The organism is Streptomyces sp. NPDC030991 (genome assembly GCF_055571235.1).
In genome coordinates, this window is the sequence record NZ_JBVIFR010000011.1 from 206,192 (window position 1) to 223,568 (window position 17,377).

Consider the following 17,377-nt stretch of genomic DNA (forward strand, 5'->3'; position numbering starts at 1 on the left):
GCCGTTGGAGCTCGACCTGTGGTTGCCGCCGACGACGCAGGTCCCCGTACCGGTCGTCGTGTTCCTGCACGGCGGCGGTTGGCGGCTGGGCAGTCGGCACCGGATCGGCCCAGCCTTCGCCGAGACCGCGTTCGAGCAGTTGGTCCAGGCCGGCATCGCCGTGGCCAGCGTCGACTACCGCCTATCCGGAGAGGCGCGGTGGCCGGCGCAGCTCCATGACGCCAAGGCCGCGGTCCGTTGGCTGCGGGCCCGGGCCGGTGAGCTCGGGATCGATCCCGAGCTCGTCGCCGCCTGGGGAGAGTCCGCCGGCGGCCATCTAGCCGCGTTGCTCGGCCTCGCCTCCGAGGACCCCGCTCTGGAGGGTGACGTGGGTGTCACCGGCCCGTCCAGCCGCGTCTGCGCCGTCGTCGCGTGGTACCCGCCGACCGATCTGCGCACGTTCGCCGAAGACGTCGGTATCGACCCACTGGACCCGCACTCCCGCGAAGCGGAATTGCTGGGAGCCCCGCCGTGTACGGTTCCGGCCGTGGCAGAGCAGGCCAGCCCAGCCGCACACGTCTCCGCGACCGCACCGCCGTTCCTGTTGATGCACGGCGCCGCCGACCGGTTCGTCCCGCTGGAGCAGAGCGAGCGTCTTCACAGCGCTCTGCGTGAAACAGGTGCCGACGTCGAGCTGCAGGTCTATGAGGACGCCGACCACATGTGGCTCGGGTCGCCTCCGGCCGCGCAGCAAGCGCTGGAGAGGACAGTCGACTTCTTCCGGCATCGATTGGTCTAGGTGTATTGCCCTGTGAGGTTGGGGACGCGGCCGGCGGGTGGTTGGCCCTTCAGCGCGGTGTGTCCGCGGTGGTGATTGTAGGTGTGTCGCCAGGTAGGGAACGCCTCGCGCCGTTCGGTCTCCGTCCGATAGGGACGGGCGTAGGCCCACTCGTTCAGCAGGATGCGGTTGAAGCGCTCGACCTTGCCGTTCGTTTGCGGCCGGTAGGGGCGGGTCCGCTTGTGGGTGATCCCAGCTGCGGAGAGGGCATCGCGCCAGTTGCGTGAGCGGTAACAGGAGCCGTTGTCGGTCAGCACCCGTTGGACGGTGGTGCCGGCCTGGTCGAAGAAGGCCTGGGCCCGGCTCCAGAAGGCGGTTGCGGTTTCCTTCTTCTCGTCCTTCTCGTCGGCGAGGATCTCGCTGTGGGCAAGGCGGGAATGATCGTCGACGGCGTTGTACAGGTAGCTGTAGCCGCGCCTGCGCGGGTCCTGTGGTCGGCCTCGCGGACCAGGGTCTTGTGGCCACCGACGTCGGGGATTTTCCCGCGCTTCTTGCTGTCCACGTGCACCAACTCGCCCGGTGCGGACCGTTCGTAGCGGCGAATCGCCCGTCCGGTGGCGCGGTCGAGGTGAGCGAGACGGGCCAGCTCGAAGCGGGCCAGGAATCGGTGCACCGTGGAGGGGTTCAGTCGCAGCAGGTAGGCGACGTGGGCCGGCCCCCAGCGGCGCAGGAGGCGGACCTTAAGGGCCGCGTTCCCGATACGTCGGCCCGGTCGAGCTGAAGGCAGCGGTCTGGTCTGGCAGTGACGGGTGCCGGAGCAACTCGGTGGGAGTTCAACACCGTGCGCGAGAACGACTTCATCTGTGCTTCTGCCGTGGCGATCCCTCGGAGGCGTGGCACGGGTGGATCCAGCACGTTCCGGCACCGATCGACCTCGGCCATGAAATCCGCAGGCGGCTCACCATGCGCCTTTCGCAGGCAGTACCCCTCCCGCGATGTCCATCGCCTCGATGTAACGCGTGAGTGCGTCGCGGTTCTGCTCCAGGAAAGCGATGCGCTCGGTCATCTTGTCGCGCTGCGCGACGAGCATCTCGCGCAGCTCCGGGTCCGGATCGGTCACCACGATCTCCGGACCCTGGTTGAGGCAGGGCAGCATGTCGCCGATGATGCGGGTCGGTACGCCCGCATCGAGCAGCCCGCGGATCTTGTGTACGCGGTCGATGAGGTATTCGTCATACTCCCGGTACCCATTGTCGAGACGACCCGGTGTGATGAGCCCCTGCTCCTCGTAGTACCGCAGCATCCGAGTGGGGACCCCGGTCTTCTTGGACAATTCCCCGATGCGCATGACTCCTCCTCATCGAGATGGGCGTCAACGCCACCGCGCCCGGACTGCCGTGTACCTCATGCACCCGTCTCCGGGCCTTGTCCGTCAGCTGCACCGGATCGGTGGCGAGTGACACTGTGACGGATCCCATTTGACATTAACATGGGTGTGAAGGTTGGACCATGCGTCCCATGACGCAGACAACCACACCGTCCGTGACGTCGGCAGCGATGAGGCGCACACTCGCAGCCTTCGCCACGGGCCTGTCCGTCGTCGCCGCCGAGATCGACGGACAGATCGTCGGCATGCCGGCGAACTCGCTCACCTCGGTGTCGCTGGACCCCCCGCTCGTGTCCCTCGCGTTCGGGCACACGTCGACAACCTGGCCCATCCTGCGCCGCGCGCCGCGCTGGGGCATCAGCGTTCTCGGTGAGACGCAGGCACGGGTGCTCCAACACCTCCGGCGGCCCGCCACTGAACGTTTCGGCGGCGTCGAGATGCACATCTACGACGGTGCCGCGTTCGTCCAGGACGCTCTCGCGACGATCACCGTCACTCCCCGCACCGCCGTGGAGGCCGGCGACCACACGCTCGTGCTGCTCGAGGTGAAAGACCTGCACAGAGACGAAACGCAGCGTCCGCTGGTCTTCTTCGACAGCACGACCCACACACTCGCCCACTGAAAGGAACGCCCGCATGGCAGGCAAGAAGATGATCCTTGGCATGGCACTGACCGACGGCTACGGCAACCTCGCCGGAGCCTGGCGCGCACCCAATGTCGACGCCGACAACTACGCCAGGATCGAGGCGAACATCCGCTACGCGCAGGCCGCCGAGCGCGGCGGATTCACCTTCCTTTTCACCCCGGACTTCCCCGCCGTACGCGGCAATGACGAGCGCTCGACGCTCAGCAACATCATGGATCCGATGATGCAGCTGGCCGCCATCTCGCAGGCCACCTCCCGGATCGGCTTCGTCGCGACGGGTTCCACCACCTTCCAGGAGCCGTTCAACACCGCACGCCAGTTCAAGGCACTCGACGTGATGAGCCACGGCCGCGCCGGATGGAACGCCGTCACGACGAGCGATCCGGCCGTGTCGGCGAACTACGGCAGACCCGTCGTGGAGCGCGCCGTGCGTTACCAGCGCGCACATGAGTCGATCCAGGTCGTCGAGGCGCTCTGGGGCAGCTGGCAGGAGGGCGCCTGGATCAAGGACCAGACCTCCGGACGCTTCATCGACGCGTCGAAGCTTCGGCCCGTCAACCTGGAGGGCGAGTATGTCGCCTCGCGCGGGCCTCTCGCGATCCCGCCGTCGGAGCAGGGCCAGCCGGTGATCTTCACCTCCGGGGGGCCCAGCCCCCACCTGCTCCAACTCGCAGGCCGCTACGCGAGCGGCTTCATCGCCGAGGTGTGGACGATCGAGGAGGCCCGCGCACAGCGAGAGATGGTGCGCGACGCCGCGCGGGAGGCCGGACGCGACCCTGACGACATCAAGTACTTCGCGGGGCTGATGACGACGGTTGCCCCGACGGTGCGCGAGGGCCTCGACCGCCGCCTCGCCCTGGCCGGTGACGTCATCGAGGCGCGCCTGCCTCACCTTGGCGCGCTGCTGGGACTACACATCGAGCCGAGCCGATACGACGAGCCCCTCACCCCGGAGCAGCTAACCGCCGCTCACGCCTCCCCCATGGATCCGCGTTCCGGAATCGCCTTGACGGTCGCGCGGGGGGGGCTGGTCGCCCCGCGACATCCTCGCCCACGGTGTGATCGACTACCACCCCACGACGGTCGGCCCCGCAGAGGTGCACGCCGATCACCTGCAGGAGTGGTTCGAGGCGGGTGCCGTCGACGGGTTTTGGCTCTCCCCCGACATCTACGAGGACGGCGTTGACGCATTCGTCGACGCGGTCGTGCCCATTCTGCGCGCACGCGGCATCTACCCCGAGCACTACGTCGGTGCAACGTTGCGTGAGAACCTCGGCGTCCCCAGGCAGTACGGTCCTGACCCCCGCATCATGAAGGCTACGGCGGGGTAACGACCAGCCACCAGGGTCCCTCTTCGAACTGAGCTGGTTCCGCTTTGACGGACGCCTGAGTCAGGCAGCCGCTCGGCGGCCCCGACAGCGGCAACGGCGGGCGGGGCGACAATGTGATCCTCGTCGTCAATCAGGCTGTGACTACGCCGCGGACTACCACCACCCCCACTGCAAGGACCGCAAGGCCACGAACGGCCAGCCCGGCGCCGGTGACAACCGTTCCGGCAAGGACGGCCAGGACCTCGTCTTGCCCGTCCCGGACGGCACCGTAGTCCTCGACAAGGCCGGGAACATCCTCGCCGACCTGGTGGGCCAGGGCACCGCCTCCGTCGCGGGCCTGGGCGGCCGTGGCGGCCTCGGCAACGCGGCGCGCTGGCCTCCGCTCGCCGCAAGGGCGCCCGGCTTCGCGCTGCTCGGCGAGCCGGGAGAGAGCCGGGACATCGTCCTGGAGCTCAAGACCGCCGCCGACGTCGCGCTCGTGGGCTGCCCGAGCGCGGGCAAGTCCTCGCTGATCTCGGTGCTCTCCGCGGCCAAGCCGAAAATAGCGGACTACCCGTTCACGAGCCTCGTCCCCAACCTGGGCGTCGTCACCGCCGGTTCGACCGTCTACACGATGGCGGACGTCCCGGGCCTCATCCCGGGCGCCAGCCAGGGCCCGGGCCTCGGCCTGGAGTTCCTGCGGCACGTCGAGCGCTGCTCCGCCCTCGTGCACGCCCTTGACACCGCGACGCTGGAGTCGGACCGTGACCCCGTCTCGGACCTCGACATGATCGGGAAGGAACTGCGTCTGTACGGCGGACTCGAGAACCGCCCGCGCATCGTCGCCCTGAACAAGGTCGACATCCCGGACGGCCAGGACCTCGCCGACCGCCCGGACCTGGAGGCACGCGGTTACCGCGTCTTCGAGATCTCGGCCATCGCGCACAAGGACCCAACAACCTCTCATCCGCCCTCGCCGGGATCATCGCCGAAGCGCGGGCCACCAAGCCGACGGAGGAGTCGCCCCGGATCGTCATCCGCGCCAAGACCGTCGACGACGCCGGCTTCACCGTGACCGCCGAGGAGGACGGCATCTACCGCGTGCGCGGCGAGAAGCCCGAGCGCTGGATCCGATTGATGGCTGCGACCAGCGCCGTCGACCGTCCGAGGCCATGATCGTCCGGCTCGGTGTCGATCCCGCCGGGCGGCTCGCGCTGCAGATCCTTTTTGCGTGCGCCGACAGCATGCTGCTGGGCACGGCAGACAGTCGAATCCACGCTCACGTCCCAGGCGATCAGACCTGCGCATCGGCCTGGACCTGCAGCTGCTCCAGGATCCAGGAAGCCGACGACGCCGGCGGTGTGGTGGTGCGTCATGCCCTCGGAGGGCATGCCGGGGGCCTGCGGTGTCCAGAAGCCGCCGACCGCTCTGGGCTCCGTACAGGGGCTGAACCATTCGGACTTTTGTCACGCAAATGAATCGCCCCCATCCCGCTTCCGTCGACCACCTTCCTCTGCCCGCTTCCATAGCCCCAGGGTTCGACACCAGAAACAAGTCCTGCAGAGAGCTTCCGTCCGGTTGCCCGGCGCGTCTACGCTCACCGCCTATGGGAGCGCTCCCATAGGCGCAGCGTTATGCGCAGTATCGAGGGTCATCCAGTCAGTAGAGGCGCCTTGCCCATTGTGGAACCTGCTCTGAGGCCGGTCTCCCGCTGGGCGGTCCCATATGGAGTGATCGGTCATATACGTGCGTTGAGGGAGAGTGCGATGAGCATGCGAAGAGCCCTTCGGGCTTTCGGCGTTGTCGGAGTGCTTATGGCGGGTTCGGTGGCCGGATTCGGTGGCCCGACCTCGGCGGTCGCCTCACCGGCGGCCGGTCAGTCCGCCGCTGACGGCAAGGCGTCGGCGGTCGCCGCGGCGCCGGCACTGCACGTGTCGGGCAACCGCCTGGTCACCGGGTCCGATTCCACGTTCCGCCCACTGGGCGTCAACCGGTCCGGCGGGGAGTTCGGCTGTGTCCAGGGCAAGGAGATATTCGACGGGCCGACGGACCAGGCGGCCGTCGACGCGATGAAGGCATGGAAGATCAACACTGTCCGGATCCCGCTGAACGAGGAGTGCTGGCTGGGCACCGCGAACTTACCTCCGACAGCGCCCAGCGCGGCGGCGTACCAGCAGGCGGTCAAGGACTACGCGGACCTCCTGGTGACCAACGGCATCAACGTGATCCTCGACCTGCACTGGACCTGGGGCGAGTACACCGGCCCCGGCGGAGGCTGCCCGGACGTCGCGGCCACCTGTCAGAAGCCGATGCCGGACGCGCGCTACTCCCCCACGTTCTGGTCCGAGGTGGCCACGATGTTCAAGGGGAACGGAGCGGTCATCTTCGACCTGTTCAACGAGCCGTACCCGGACGCCGCCAACAACTGGTCCGACGCCACGGCCGCATGGACCTGTCTGCGTGACGGCGGCACCTGCGCCGGAATCACCTACCCCGTCGCCGGCATGCAGACCCTCGTCGACGCGGTACGCGCCACCGGTGCCACCAACGTGATCATGTCGGGCGGCCTGGAGTGGACCAACAACCTGAGTCGGTGGCTGGAATTCAAGCCGGCCGACCCCACCGGCAATCTGATGGCCTCATGGCACTCCTACAACTTCAACGGCTGCGTGACCACCTCGTGCTGGGACAGCACCATCGGAGCGGTCGCCGCCCAGGTGCCGGTCCAAGCCGGCGAGATCGGTCAGAACACCTGCGCCCATGACTATATCGACCAGGTGATGGCCTGGGCGGACGCCAACAAGGTCGGGTACACGGCCTGGACCTGGAACCCCTGGGGTTGCAGCGGTGGCAGTGTGCTCATCGAGGACTGGAACGGCACACCGACCAGCACCTACGGTGAGGGGTTCAAGGCGCACCTGCTCAGCCAGACCCCCGGTGATCCCGGCAGTGACACCGCCGCGCCCACCGCTCCGGGGACTCCCACCGCCTCCGAGGTGACGGCCACCTCCGCGACCTTGAGCTGGGCGGCCTCCACGGACGACGTGGGTGTCACCGGCTACGACATCGTCCGTGTCACCGGCGACACCGAGACGCGGGTGGCCGGCTCGGCGTCCAACCGGGCCACGGTCGCAGGGCTGTCCGGCAACACGGCCTACACCTTCGCCGTTTACGCCAAGGACGCGGCTGGCAACCGCTCCACCCGCTCGGCCACCGTCACCGTTACCACCACCGGCACCCCGGCGGGCGCCTGCTCCGTCGACTACCGCTTGGTGGGGGACTGGGGAAGCGGCTTCCAGAGCGAGATCACCATCCGCAACACCGGCGCCGCCGCTGTCAGCAACTGGAAGCTCGGTTTCACTTTCACCAACGGCCAGACCATCAACAACATGTGGGGCGGTACCCCCACCCAGACAGGCGGCTCCGTGAGCGTCATCCCCGCCTCCTACACCGACACCATCACCGCCGGCGGTTCCGTCACTCTTGGTTTCATCGCCAACAGGGGCGCCACGAACACTGCCCCGACCACCTTCACCCTCAGCGGCAGGACCTGCACCACAGCCTGACCACAGCCGCTTCCCCGCGACCGACATCAGTTGCGCCCCCCGCAGTTGCCCCACCGAAACTCCCGGAAACCCAGGCCCGGCGGTATCGGACAGGGAGCACCCGTCGGCCCGGCCACAACCGCCGGGCCGGCGGCCCTGTAGGGGACCGAAATCGCAGCACGGCCGGGACGTGCACCACCGCGCGCTGGGCCGGTTGCGGGACTCCGGCGAGTTCGGTTCTGCGCCGCGTCACCTCCGTGGCAACGGGCACTGTGCGGCGACGGCGGTGCGCGACCGGTGAAGAGCCGGGCGACGCTATCCGGCCCTTTGACGCGTTGATCGTTTCCGTCGATCCGGACGGCAACGCTTGCACAGAAAGAGCGTCAGAGGGATCGGACAATTGGCGCGGGTACCTGCTCGGGCGACATGATGCGGGTGAACTCCCGGCAGGAGCCCAGCCAGTGATGCCCGTCGTGCACGCGAACGCGCCCCCTGTACCCCTCGGGCGGGCCTTCGTAGTCGTCCAGGCCGGTGAGCACCCGACTGTCCGTCCCGACGGGCTGCCCCGAACTCTCCGCGTCCTCCAGCAGCCAGGCATCGCACGCCTCATCCCCCGGCACCGGCCACAGCTGCCGACCCAGCCGGACACGCCGGATCCCTCCTCCGGACCCAGCCGAACAACTCGTACGTCCCGCGCCGGCATTCTCCGAACAGCCCCTCCACCTCGGCACAGACGCCGGCCGTCTGGGCCCAGTGACACGTTCGAAGCCGCTGCCACCCACTCCATCAAGCGATTACGGGCGGGACTCGCGACGGTCACGGCGAACACCGCCTTCGCGAGGACCGGCCCGGCCGCCCAGGATGCGACCGGGCACAGGGGCGCCGGCCCGGTCACCGCCCACCCTCGCGCCGGCCCGCCCGGCGCGGGCAGGATCGGCTTCAAAGGCCGCCTGCCCCGAGCAACTGACACCTCAACATCCGTGATCAGCCTTTAAGTTGGCACGCAGTACTTACTGCAGGCCCTGAGCACTGGCCGACGTCAGAGCTCGTCGTGACCCCAGTTGCCCGAGTTTCCCTGATCCGGTACCGCGCTGATGCGGTACAGCATAATTGCAATGCGGGACGCCACGTCGCTCCAACTGTTCCAGGTGATACCTCCGGTGGAGGTGCGACCTGGGATGGTCGAGGAGTTGGTGACGTCGTAGCCGTACGCTGAACCAGCGCTCCAGCCGTTTTCGAGATTCTGCTGATAGGTAGTCAGCCCCCTGCTGCCGAATTGGCCGATCATCGTGGTCCTGAACACGCCGTTGATGTCGTAGAACCGTGCAGCCTCGGAGGTGAACTGAATCAGGAGCAGCAAGGACCGTGCGGTCCACTGCTGGTCGCTACCGTTAGCCTGGCCACCGGTCGGATTCGTGACAGTGGCCAGCTGTGTCACGGACCCGTAGATGTCGCCGTAATCATGCAAGAAGTTGCTGCGGGTCACGCCGGCGGACGCGGGAAGGCTCGAGTAGGCGCCGCCAAATAGAAGGGTCTGGACGCCACCGTTGGGCGTGAATCCGCCCTGCGCAAGTCGTTCGCTCAAGCTAATTCTGTTGTCATTGAACTGCCAGGTCTGGTTCGCTCTGTTCGAGAACCCGAGAACGTAGAGATCCGTGGGGTCGATCCAGAGGCTCATCTCGTTGTTGTCCCTGGTGGTATTCAGACTCAGACGGATGAGCCCCGCATCGGCGTACTGAGTGATATAGGTGTTCCCACGATAGGGGCCTGAGTTCTGCGCCGCCGCCCGTCGGAGGCTGTCTATCAGCCCCTGGTACTGACTTTGCTGCGATGCACTCCCCTGCGTGTCCAGGTTCATGTAGACGCGAGTGATGTTGCCGCGTCCAACGGCCGCCGAAGCTGAGTCGGCCCCTGTCGTCAGAGCGACGGCGAAGGCGAGAAGCAATGTGAGGGCGAATACGAGTAGGGCGCGCGCTCCGCGGCTCGCCCGGGAGTAAAGTGGCATTTTTTTGCAGACCTTTCGCGTAGTGATCGGGACCACTGTTCTCTGTCTTAAAAACCTTTCGAATCCGCAACGGATCCACGCTCCCACATGCCAAAGGTGTTCGTGGCAGCGGGACGTACGACAGTGGCCTTGGCCTCACTGTGCTCCAAGGCCTGACCCAGTGCATCAGTCATCTGACTGCCGAAGGCTGCAGTTACTTTGTTGAGTAACTGAATGTGAAGCTGTGCAGCTAGGACGGCGGGTTGGCAGCGTTGTCTGCGGCTCGTACGAGCCCACCTGGCCGACGGCGGAGACCTGCCAACGGCAGCCGGTGAAGTCGTCGCCCGGGGCGAAGACCTCGGCCGCTGGGTGCAGGCGCAATACCTGGAGTTCGCGCAGCTGCGGTCCGCGCAGCGGTGGCTGCTGGAGAACGCCCTTAATATCGAGGCGGCCGACAACCCGGCGCCGCTCGGCGGACTGTGAGGCACAACGGAACACTTCCTGGAGCTTGGAGTCCGCGGAGACCTTGACGCCGTAACCGGCCGCGATGGTCATCGCCTCACCCCTGAACGGGTTACGGCCTTACCCCGGCGGTCCGGTAGGTGCGCTCGAAGAACACGCAGCCGGGAACGGTTACCTTCTCGTCACCCTTGGCGACGATCTCGCTAAGCGTACGGGCGAACGCGGCCAGCACTGCGTCCGCGTCCTTCCGGCTCGCTACGGCACGCCGACTGCCTGGACAGCGCAGTATCAGGATCACGGCCGACCGGGTGCAGGACGGCGGCGAGGACGGCGCTGTACGCCTAGGCGCTTTTGTTTGCATCAACGGGCGGGCCGGAGGAAGACGCCCGCGATGTGGAGTCCGGCGAGGTAGATGGTTGCGGTCTTCTCATACCGGGTGGCGATACCGCGCCACTGCTTGACAGCCCAGTTGAGGTCCTGGTCCGCATCGGCCTGGGCTACCAGGGCGGTGAACACCCACTCCCACCTGCCGTCGACGGCCCACATCCGCAGCCGGTTGTAGACCCTTCGCCAGTTGCGGCACTTCTCCGGCAGGTGAACCCGCTGCGTGCCGGTCTGAAACTTGAAGGCGATCGCGTCGATCACCTCATGATGGTCCGCCAGCGGCCACCCCGCTTCGGCGTCCGGTCCGGGATCCATGGCTCAATCGATCCCGCCCGCGGCTGGGGCGACACCTGGGAGGAGATCCAGCCCAACTCCGTCAACGCCCTCATCCCCAACGACCAGGAGCGCTTCGGCGAGCCGGCCGAGAGCGCCGCAGCGGTGGCGTACCTGTGAAGCAACTACGCCCAGTACATCAGTGGGCGCCACCATCCGCGTCGACGGCGGGCTCATCCGCCCCGCCTTCTGGACTATTCGCTGGTGCCCTCCGCGCCGGCGAGGGACCCTGCCCCGCCCTCACGGGTGACCGGACGGAGCATGTCGGTGAGCAGGTCCGCGAGGCGTTCGTCGTCCACCGCTGCAAGCGCGGTGGTACCGACGATGCTGCGCAGCAGCCACGTGCCGGCCACCAGTGCGAGCCCGAGCTGGGCCCTGAGGTCCGCGTCGGACCCCTCTAGCAACCCGGCGAGCCGGGCACCGACATGTCTCTCGACGCCCCCTCGAACGATGTCGGTCGCCTCGGGGTCGGACGCCGAGCGCAGCAACAACAGGAACGGATCGAGCTGTGGGGCGTGCGGGGCCGTGCGTTCGGCCAGGGTGCGTGCTATCGAGCGGCTCAGGGGGGCGAGCCCGTCGCCGATGACGGTCGGCGGAGCGAAGGCCCGGTCGACGGTCTGAGCGAACAGGCCCTCCTTCGAGCCGAAGTAGCGGTTGATCATCATTGCCGTGACGCCCGCCCGCTCGGCGATCTGCCGCACCCCGGCCCCGGCGTACCCGTGCTCGGTGAACTCGATGACCGCAGCGGCGAGGATCGCCTCGCGCGTCGCGGCACCGTCGCGTCTGCGGGCGGGAAGGGCGGCACTCATGAGCACGAGCATAGGTCCTTGCCCCTTGCGCGAGCCCATCCCCCGGATCAGGCCGTCGACCGGGCTCCCGTGCGGTGAGGCGTTGCTTCGCCAAGCATCACCTCATGCCGACGGTTATGACCTTCGTGCTTTTCCCTGGCCTCCTTGCGGCAGGAGTCGGTGATCCTTGACTTCCACACACCGTCGGCCGGTACGGCGCAAGCACGACGGTGAACGTGTCGTGCGGTTCCGCGCCCAGCCCCACCGGAGGTCTTCGACCGGGAGCACTGTGTCGTCGGGGGTGACCGGTCGGATGACCTGGGCGCCGCCGCCGCTCCGACTCGTCCGGTGGAGTGACCGGTCCGGTGCGAAGCACGTGCTGGGTGCGCGGCGCGTGGCGGTGTCGCGCCTTACCGGTGCAGGACGCGGCGGAGCCAGCGGACGCGGGCCTCACGGGCGTCGCGGGCCACGGCGGTGTCAGGGGCGATCTGGTCGAAACCGTGGAATCCGCCCGACCAGACGTGGAGTTCGGCATCACCCCCGGCTCGCCAGATGCGGGTGGCGTAGGCGATGTTCTCATCGCGGTACGTCTCCGCCGCACCGACGTCGATGTAGGCCGGCGGCAAACCGGACAGGTCGGTGGCGCGGGCCGGTGCGGCGTACGCCGGAACCCGGTCGGTACCGCGGGCCGCGCCGAGCAGCGACGTCCAGCCGGCCTCGTTGGCGCTCCGGTCCCACACGCCGCGACCGGCCATCTGCCGTGCCGAGGGGGTGTCATTGCGGTCGTCGAGCATGGGGCACATGGCCAGCTGACCGATCAGACGTGGTCCGCCCCGGTCTCGCGCCATGAGCGCGACGGCCGCGGTCAACCCGCCACCCGCGCTGCCGCCCGCGACCACGATCCGCTCCGGATCGCCGCCGAACTGGGCGGCGTGCCGTGCCACCCACACCAGGCCCGCGTAGCAGTCCTCGATGCCTGCGGGGTAGGGGTGTTCGGGAGCCAGCCGGTAGTCGGCGGAGACCACGACCAGCCCGAGGGGCGCGGCCCACTCGCGCAGGATGCCGGGCATGCCGGTGCGGCAGGTGCCGCCGATCATGCCGCCGCCGTGCAGGTGGTAGATGACGGGCGCGTTGTCGGGCAGTCCCGCCGGGCGCGCGATCAGCAGCGGGACGTCCGGCGCTCCGGCGGGTCCCGGTACCGCGCGTTCCACCACCTCGAAGCGGCCGCCGTCACACAGTTCTTCCGGCGTGGGATCGGGGGCGGTGGCGGCGAGGTGTGCGCGCCACCGCGGCACGTCCGTGGGCGAGGCCGGCTCGGCGCCGCGCAGGTCGCCCAGCGCGTCCAGGACGGCCGCTGCTTGAGGGTCGAACGGCACCGGAGGGGGCGAGGCCTCTTCATCCGTTGGGGGTGTGTGAGCGTGTGGCATGGGGCGGGTGTACACGGTTCCTTCTCCGATCGATGCGGGCCGGATGTGGCAGGGGGAGACACGGGAGGGGCGACGGGTCACCAGGGAGCGCCCGAGGGAGCGCCCGAAGGAGGATCCGCTGGCCGTGCTGACGCCCAAGGAGCGGGAGGTACTGGCGCTGATGGCCGAGGGCCGCTCCAACACGGGGGGTCTCGGAGCAGCTCTTCGTGAGCGTCGCCGCCGTGGAGCGCCATGTGACCGGCATCTTCATGAAGTTGGGGCTCAGCCAGACGGCGTCCGGACAGCACCGGCGGGTGTCGGCGGTGCTGCGCCACCTCGGGCAGTAGGGTCCAGGCCCTCAGGGCACGGCGGGGGCGAACAGGCCGCGCAGGTCCGGGTCCACCAGGCGGTCCTTGGCGACGAAGGAGTCGATCCCGGCGTTCGCGAGCTGCTAGCGCGACCAGGGCGACTCGTCGGTGGAGGTCAGTACGATGCGGGGCGGGCGGTCCTCCTGACTCGGCAGCCGGGCCACAGCCACTCCGTCCAGATCGGGCAGGTGCAGATCCAGCAGCAGTCCGTCGGGGCGGTGTGCCCGCACCTCGGCGAGGGCCGAGGTGCCGTTCCCGGACTCCGCCACGACACACAGCCCTCGTGCCGTCAGGAGGGCAGTGGCGATGCGGCGGAAGCCGGGGTCGTCGTCGACGAGCACGATGTTGCTACACATGCTCCCAGCTTGCCCAACGCCCTGGTGAGCGGGCCATAGGGGGAGCCCTACGGTTTGTCCCCCGCGCCGGCCGGGGGACGCCTCCGGGGACCTCGTGCCGCCCGCGGCCGCAGCGGGCGGGCCGCAGGCCGTTGTGGGGTTGGCCCTACATCGACGGGCCGTGGCCGGAGGCGGTCTCCGGCCCTCTCCCTGCGCGGCGACGGTCACCGAGAACGTGCAAAGGGCAGGCTCTCAGCGGCTCGTGTCGAGCAGCAGCTTGCCCGAGGTACGCCGGGACTCGATGTCAGTATGGGCCTGCGCGGCCTCGCCCAGCGGGTAGCGCCCGGTGATGTCGACGCTCAGCCCGCCCTCGCGGATCTTGTCGAACAGGTCGCCGGCGTGCTGGAGCAGCAGTTCCCGGGTGTGGATGTGGTCCGCGAAGACCGCGTAGGTGAGCTTGATGCTCTTCGGCAGGTCGAACAGCCGCACCGTGGGGATCTCGCCGATCAGCGGGCCGAAGTAGACCAGCGTGCCGGAGCGCCTCAGGGCCTCGGTGGAGGGCCAGAACGTGCTCGCCCCGCTGCCGTCGAACACCGCGTGCACACCCTCGCCGCCGGTCAGCTCCTTGACGCGGTCGACGAAGTCACCGTTCTGGGAGACGAGGACCTCGTCCACGCCCGCGGACTTCGCGGCCGCGGCCTTCTCCTCGCGGGAGACCAGGCCGATCACCCGGACGCCGCGCAGTTTGAGCAGTTGGGTGAGCATGCGGCCCACACCGCCCGCGGCGGCGTGCACCAACGCGGTCTCGCCCTCGGCCAACGGCGCCGACTCGGTGACGAAATGGTGCGCGGTGATGCCCTGCATCATCGTCGCGGCGGCGATGTCGCTCGGGATGTCGTCCGGGACCGGGACGACCTCGGCGGAGGGGACCGCGATCTTCTCGGCGTAGCTGCCGAAGACCCGGAGCCAGGCGACCCGGTCGCCGATCGCGAAGCCGTCGACGCCCTCGCCGATCGCGGAGACCCGGCCGGCTCCCTCGACGCCGGGGATGAGAGGGAGTTCGCCGGGGAGCGAGAACCCGACGCGGGAGCCGGTGTCCATGAAGTTGACGCCTGCGAACTCGATGTCGACGACCAGTTCACCTGGTCCGGGCTCGGGGTCTGGCCAGTCCTGCAGCCGGAGCACCTCCGGGCCGCCCAGCTCGTTCAGAACCACAGCGCGCATGGGTCACACCTCTTTCTGTCCGATCAGGTTGGCGACGGTTGCGGTGGGGCCGCCGCCGTCGTCACGATCGTGAACGTAGGTCGCATTTTTTGTACGAGTGAGTCCAGATACGGCGAGCCGAAAGCCGGAGCCTCAGGTCGCGGCGGTGAGGTAGGCGCTGGTCGCGTACAGGCGCGCCTGTACGGTCTCCGCCCGGACCCCGCGATCCCTGGACATGCCGCGTTCGGCGCGGTGCTGCTGCTGGAGCGCCTCGATCGAGCTGTCGCCACCCCAGAGGGTCCAGCGCCTGCCGATACCTCGGTTCTTGCGTCCCATGATGCCCTCCGATGGAGCGTGCGCCGCGCAGGTTCGTCACCACTTTAACCGGTGACGACCGTCTCGGCAAGTCAGGTTCGGAGCACGCCCATAGACTCCGGAGAGATCCAGGTGTCCACCCCGGCAACGGGGGCCGTGGCGGCGACGTACACCTGGCCCGCGGGGACGGAGTACATGCTCAGCGGGGCCTGCGTGGAGGGGCTCAAGCCAGTCGGTTACTCGGTCGCGTCAGGGCAGTTGGTCCCGTAGACCGACACCGCGGCGGTGCCCGCGGGGCGGATCACCTGTACGCCGTGACTGATCTTCGTGTTCACCCCGTGGGGGTTGTGGACGACCTCGGCGACCTGCGGGTTGTCCAGCTCGGTCGCGTAGTTGACGATGCCGGCCGCCTTCATCTCCAGCTCGACGAAGTTCAGGGAGCCGTTGTTGAAGACCACGATCTTGGCGGGCAGACGGTTCTGGCGCAGCGTGAACAGTTCGCCGAGCAGCATGGTGCGGCCGCCGTCGCCGGACAGCGAGACCACCTGACGGCCCGGGTACGCCGCCTGCGCGCCCACGGCGTGCGGTAGGGCGTTGGCCATCGTGCCGTGATTGAACGAACCGATCAGCCGGCGCTGCCCGTCGAACGTCAGATAGCGGGCCGCCCACACCACCGGGGAGCCGACGTCCACGGTGAAGCCGGCGTCGTCGTCGGCGAGGCGGTCGAGGGTGCTCGCCACGAACTGCGGATGGACCGGGGCGCGTTCGCGGTCATTCACCGCGAGCGAGACCAGGGACTTATAGGTACGGGCGTAGTGGGCGAGGGCGTCGTCGAGGTGGCGTCGCGCGCTCCGCGCGGTCAGCAGTGGTCCCGCTCTCGGGGACGGTCTACGACGACCTCGTCATGATCCATCCGTCCGGCGTGCTCGACGCCCTCATAGAGCTCTACGAGGCCTACCGGGCCCGCACCGCGACCCGGCGCGTCGCCACCGTCCTGACCAAGCTCGGGGCGGACACCCGTTTCCAGACCGGGATCAGGGCAGCAGCTCGCGGGCTGATCTGCGCCACTCCCGGGCGGCCGGGCCGGTCACTTGGCCTGCAGGGGCCCCGCGAACGACTTGCGCAGGGAGCCAGGGGCGACCAGTGGGAGCAGCGAGGCGAGCACCTTGCCCTTGAAGGTGCCCGGCTGCCGGGTCAGTTCGACGTCGACCCGGGTGCCGTCGCCCTCGGGGGTCATGGTGAAGACCCAGCCGCCGCCCGCCCCGAAGAGCTTGGAGTCCAGCGTGGTGACCGTGACCGTGTCACCGGCCGGCTGCCACTCGTAGCGCGCCCGCTCCCAGGCCGCGGCGGTGCCTTCGGTGACCTCGGCCCAGGTGTCACCGAGGTCATGGACCTCGAAGTACTCGGCGTCGATGGTCGGCCAGGACTGCGCGCGGGAGGGGCCGAAATCAGTCAGCACCCCCAGCACGTCCTTGGGGGCGAGCTGGGAGACGAGCTGGAAACGGACGACTGCCATGGTTTTCCCTCATTCACAAAGTGACTGTCCTGGCGGGTGGCTTCACACTTGCACGCCACATAATCACCCGTCAAGACGGTTATCCGGGACTGCTTCTCCGGGGTGCTTGTCCGTTGAGACATGTGCTCAGCCCGTGTTCGCGGCGTTCTCGGCCTGGAACATCCAGCTGTGCTTCTCGAGGGCGGCGCTCAGGCGATCAACAGGTCCTGGGTCACGGCGTCCGCCGGACCGGTCTCGTCGATGCGCCGACGCACCCGTTCGATGACGGCGGAGAACGTGCGCGCCAGGGCTTCGATCACCTCGGTGTCCTTCGTCCAGCCCGCCGGGAAGGGCACCGCTGGTGGCGGTGATGGTGGTGGCCCGGCCGTCCGGGCTGACACCCAGCGCCGCGGCGTGTTCGGCCACCGTGTCGGCGAAGTCGCGCGCGGCGGTCACCACCTCGTCGAGCTGGAAGTGGACGGGGCGGAAGCGCGGTCCGTAGAGGTTCCGGTGCGCCTGCTTGGCCACCAGGGAGAGGTCGAGCAGGTCGACGAGCGTCGCCTGCAACGCGCCGCCCACGAGGGCGCGTTCGCTGTCCTGCAGGGGGCCGTTGATGACGGTCATGGGTTTGCGGGTCCTTTCCGGTTCTGCCACTGAC

General features: G+C 68.5%; 15 protein-coding genes and 5 pseudogenes. 6 read left to right on the forward strand and 14 right to left on the reverse strand.

The window, feature by feature from the left end; translation table 11 throughout:
* The first annotated feature begins 4 nt into the window (after positions 1-4).
* Complete coding sequence (locus ACZ45E_RS21915; RefSeq protein ID WP_468222868.1) at positions 5-778, forward strand: alpha/beta hydrolase fold domain-containing protein; 774 nt, start codon at positions 5-7, stop codon at positions 776-778.
* Here ACZ45E_RS21915 and ACZ45E_RS21920 read toward each other — a convergent pair.
* Together ACZ45E_RS21920 and ACZ45E_RS21925 are read right to left on the reverse strand one after the other, a co-directional pair.
* A pseudogene (locus ACZ45E_RS21920) lies at positions 775-1,699 on the reverse strand (IS481 family transposase). The gene ACZ45E_RS21915 and the pseudogene ACZ45E_RS21920 overlap by 4 nt on opposite strands.
* A gap of 16 nt (positions 1,700-1,715) precedes the next feature.
* Complete coding sequence (locus ACZ45E_RS21925; RefSeq protein ID WP_468222869.1) at positions 1,716-2,105, reverse strand: MerR family transcriptional regulator; 390 nt, start codon at positions 2,103-2,105, stop codon at positions 1,716-1,718.
* A 170-nt stretch (positions 2,106-2,275) separates the two neighbouring features.
* On the opposite strand from ACZ45E_RS21925, the gene ACZ45E_RS21930 reads away from it, so the two are divergent.
* The 3 genes from ACZ45E_RS21930 (at position 2,276) to obgE (ending at position 5,176) form a co-directional block, all read left to right on the forward strand.
* Positions 2,276-2,767, forward strand: coding sequence for a flavin reductase family protein (locus ACZ45E_RS21930; protein WP_468222871.1), 492 nt, complete (start codon positions 2,276-2,278; stop codon positions 2,765-2,767).
* A 13-nt stretch (positions 2,768-2,780) separates the two neighbouring features.
* Complete coding sequence (locus ACZ45E_RS21935; RefSeq protein ID WP_468222873.1) at positions 2,781-3,977, forward strand: LLM class flavin-dependent oxidoreductase; 1,197 nt, start codon at positions 2,781-2,783, stop codon at positions 3,975-3,977.
* A 200-nt stretch (positions 3,978-4,177) separates the two neighbouring features.
* Complete coding sequence (gene obgE / locus ACZ45E_RS21940; RefSeq protein ID WP_468223102.1) at positions 4,178-5,176, forward strand: GTPase ObgE; 999 nt, start codon at positions 4,178-4,180, stop codon at positions 5,174-5,176.
* An 82-nt stretch (positions 5,177-5,258) separates the two neighbouring features.
* Here obgE and ACZ45E_RS21945 read toward each other — a convergent pair.
* Positions 5,259-5,396, reverse strand: a pseudogene (locus tag ACZ45E_RS21945) (IS5 family transposase); the annotation flags it as partial.
* 531 nt (positions 5,397-5,927) lie between these two features.
* Between ACZ45E_RS21945 and ACZ45E_RS21950 the strand changes: the two are divergent.
* On the forward strand, positions 5,928-7,667 hold the full coding sequence (locus tag ACZ45E_RS21950; protein ID WP_468222874.1) for a cellulase family glycosylhydrolase: 1,740 nt from the start codon (positions 5,928-5,930) through the stop codon (positions 7,665-7,667).
* A gap of 1,018 nt (positions 7,668-8,685) precedes the next feature.
* On the opposite strand, the gene ACZ45E_RS21955 is transcribed toward ACZ45E_RS21950, so the two are convergent.
* From ACZ45E_RS21955 to ACZ45E_RS21965, 3 genes and pseudogenes are all read right to left on the reverse strand, one after another.
* Positions 8,686-9,504, reverse strand: coding sequence for a ribosome-inactivating family protein (locus ACZ45E_RS21955; RefSeq protein ID WP_468222876.1), 819 nt, complete (start codon positions 9,502-9,504; stop codon positions 8,686-8,688).
* Positions 9,505-10,128: 624 nt separating this feature from the next.
* Positions 10,129-10,453: pseudogene (locus tag ACZ45E_RS21960) on the reverse strand (HU family DNA-binding protein); the annotation flags it as partial.
* The gene (locus ACZ45E_RS21965; protein ID WP_468222877.1) at positions 10,453-10,737 is read right to left on the reverse strand and encodes a transposase; all 285 of its coding nucleotides are present in this window, start codon (positions 10,735-10,737) and stop codon (positions 10,453-10,455) included. The gene ACZ45E_RS21965 and the pseudogene ACZ45E_RS21960, both read right to left, overlap by 1 nt.
* A 3-nt stretch (positions 10,738-10,740) precedes the next feature.
* Here ACZ45E_RS21965 and ACZ45E_RS21970 point away from each other — a divergent pair, with 3 nt between their 5' ends.
* Positions 10,741-10,929, forward strand: coding sequence for a hypothetical protein (locus ACZ45E_RS21970; RefSeq protein ID WP_468222879.1), 189 nt, complete (start codon positions 10,741-10,743; stop codon positions 10,927-10,929).
* A gap of 74 nt (positions 10,930-11,003) precedes the next feature.
* Here the strand turns inward: ACZ45E_RS21970 and ACZ45E_RS21975 are convergent, their stop codons facing one another.
* The 8 genes and pseudogenes from ACZ45E_RS21975 to ACZ45E_RS22010 form a co-directional block, all read right to left on the reverse strand.
* Complete coding sequence (locus tag ACZ45E_RS21975) at positions 11,004-11,618, reverse strand: TetR/AcrR family transcriptional regulator (RefSeq protein ID WP_468222881.1); 615 nt, start codon at positions 11,616-11,618, stop codon at positions 11,004-11,006.
* Positions 11,619-12,007: 389 nt separating this feature from the next.
* Positions 12,008-12,973, reverse strand: a complete 966-nt coding sequence (locus ACZ45E_RS21980; RefSeq protein WP_468222882.1) for an alpha/beta hydrolase — start codon at positions 12,971-12,973, stop codon at positions 12,008-12,010.
* A gap of 481 nt (positions 12,974-13,454) precedes the next feature.
* Positions 13,455-13,727: a response regulator gene (locus ACZ45E_RS21985; RefSeq protein WP_468222884.1), complete on the reverse strand. Its 273-nt coding sequence runs from the start codon at positions 13,725-13,727 to the stop codon at positions 13,455-13,457.
* A 231-nt stretch (positions 13,728-13,958) separates the two neighbouring features.
* Positions 13,959-14,930 (reverse strand): quinone oxidoreductase family protein, encoded by a 972-nt coding sequence (locus tag ACZ45E_RS21990; protein WP_468222886.1) that lies wholly within the window; start codon positions 14,928-14,930, stop codon positions 13,959-13,961.
* 132 nt (positions 14,931-15,062) lie between these two features.
* Positions 15,063-15,245 carry a hypothetical protein gene (locus tag ACZ45E_RS21995; RefSeq protein ID WP_468222887.1) on the reverse strand — a complete coding sequence of 61 codons (183 nt, stop codon included), beginning with the start codon at positions 15,243-15,245 and terminating at the stop codon, positions 15,063-15,065.
* Positions 15,246-15,624: 379 nt separating this feature from the next.
* Positions 15,625-15,982: pseudogene (locus ACZ45E_RS22000) on the reverse strand (thiamine pyrophosphate-dependent enzyme); the annotation flags it as partial.
* A gap of 329 nt (positions 15,983-16,311) precedes the next feature.
* Positions 16,312-16,740, reverse strand: coding sequence for an SRPBCC family protein (locus tag ACZ45E_RS22005; RefSeq protein WP_468222888.1), 429 nt, complete (start codon positions 16,738-16,740; stop codon positions 16,312-16,314).
* Positions 16,741-16,866: 126 nt separating this feature from the next.
* Positions 16,867-17,343: pseudogene (locus ACZ45E_RS22010) on the reverse strand (Dps family protein).
* Positions 17,344-17,377 lie beyond the last annotated feature (34 nt).

Excerpts from the sequence above, each read along its gene's own strand:
- ACZ45E_RS21930 (WP_468222871.1), top strand. The coding sequence starts at position 2,276 with ATGACGCAGACAACCACACCGTCCGTGACGTCGGCAGCGATGAGGCGC.
- ACZ45E_RS21990 (WP_468222886.1), bottom strand. The coding sequence starts at position 14,930 with ATGCGCGCTGTGGTTCTGAACGAGCTGGGCGGCCCGGAGGTGCTCCGG.
- ACZ45E_RS21925 (WP_468222869.1), bottom strand. The coding sequence starts at position 2,105 with ATGCGCATCGGGGAATTGTCCAAGAAGACCGGGGTCCCCACTCGGATG.
- ACZ45E_RS21995 (WP_468222887.1), bottom strand. The coding sequence starts at position 15,245 with ATGGGACGCAAGAACCGAGGTATCGGCAGGCGCTGGACCCTCTGGGGT.
- ACZ45E_RS21970 (WP_468222879.1), top strand. The coding sequence starts at position 10,741 with ATGATGGTCCGCCAGCGGCCACCCCGCTTCGGCGTCCGGTCCGGGATC.
- ACZ45E_RS21955 (WP_468222876.1), bottom strand. The coding sequence starts at position 9,504 with ATGAACCTGGACACGCAGGGGAGTGCATCGCAGCAAAGTCAGTACCAG.
- ACZ45E_RS21975 (WP_468222881.1), bottom strand. The coding sequence starts at position 11,618 with ATGAGTGCCGCCCTTCCCGCCCGCAGACGCGACGGTGCCGCGACGCGC.
- ACZ45E_RS21935 (WP_468222873.1), top strand. The coding sequence starts at position 2,781 with ATGGCAGGCAAGAAGATGATCCTTGGCATGGCACTGACCGACGGCTAC.
- ACZ45E_RS22005 (WP_468222888.1), bottom strand. The coding sequence starts at position 16,740 with ATGGCAGTCGTCCGTTTCCAGCTCGTCTCCCAGCTCGCCCCCAAGGAC.
- ACZ45E_RS21985 (WP_468222884.1), bottom strand. The coding sequence starts at position 13,727 with ATGTGTAGCAACATCGTGCTCGTCGACGACGACCCCGGCTTCCGCCGC.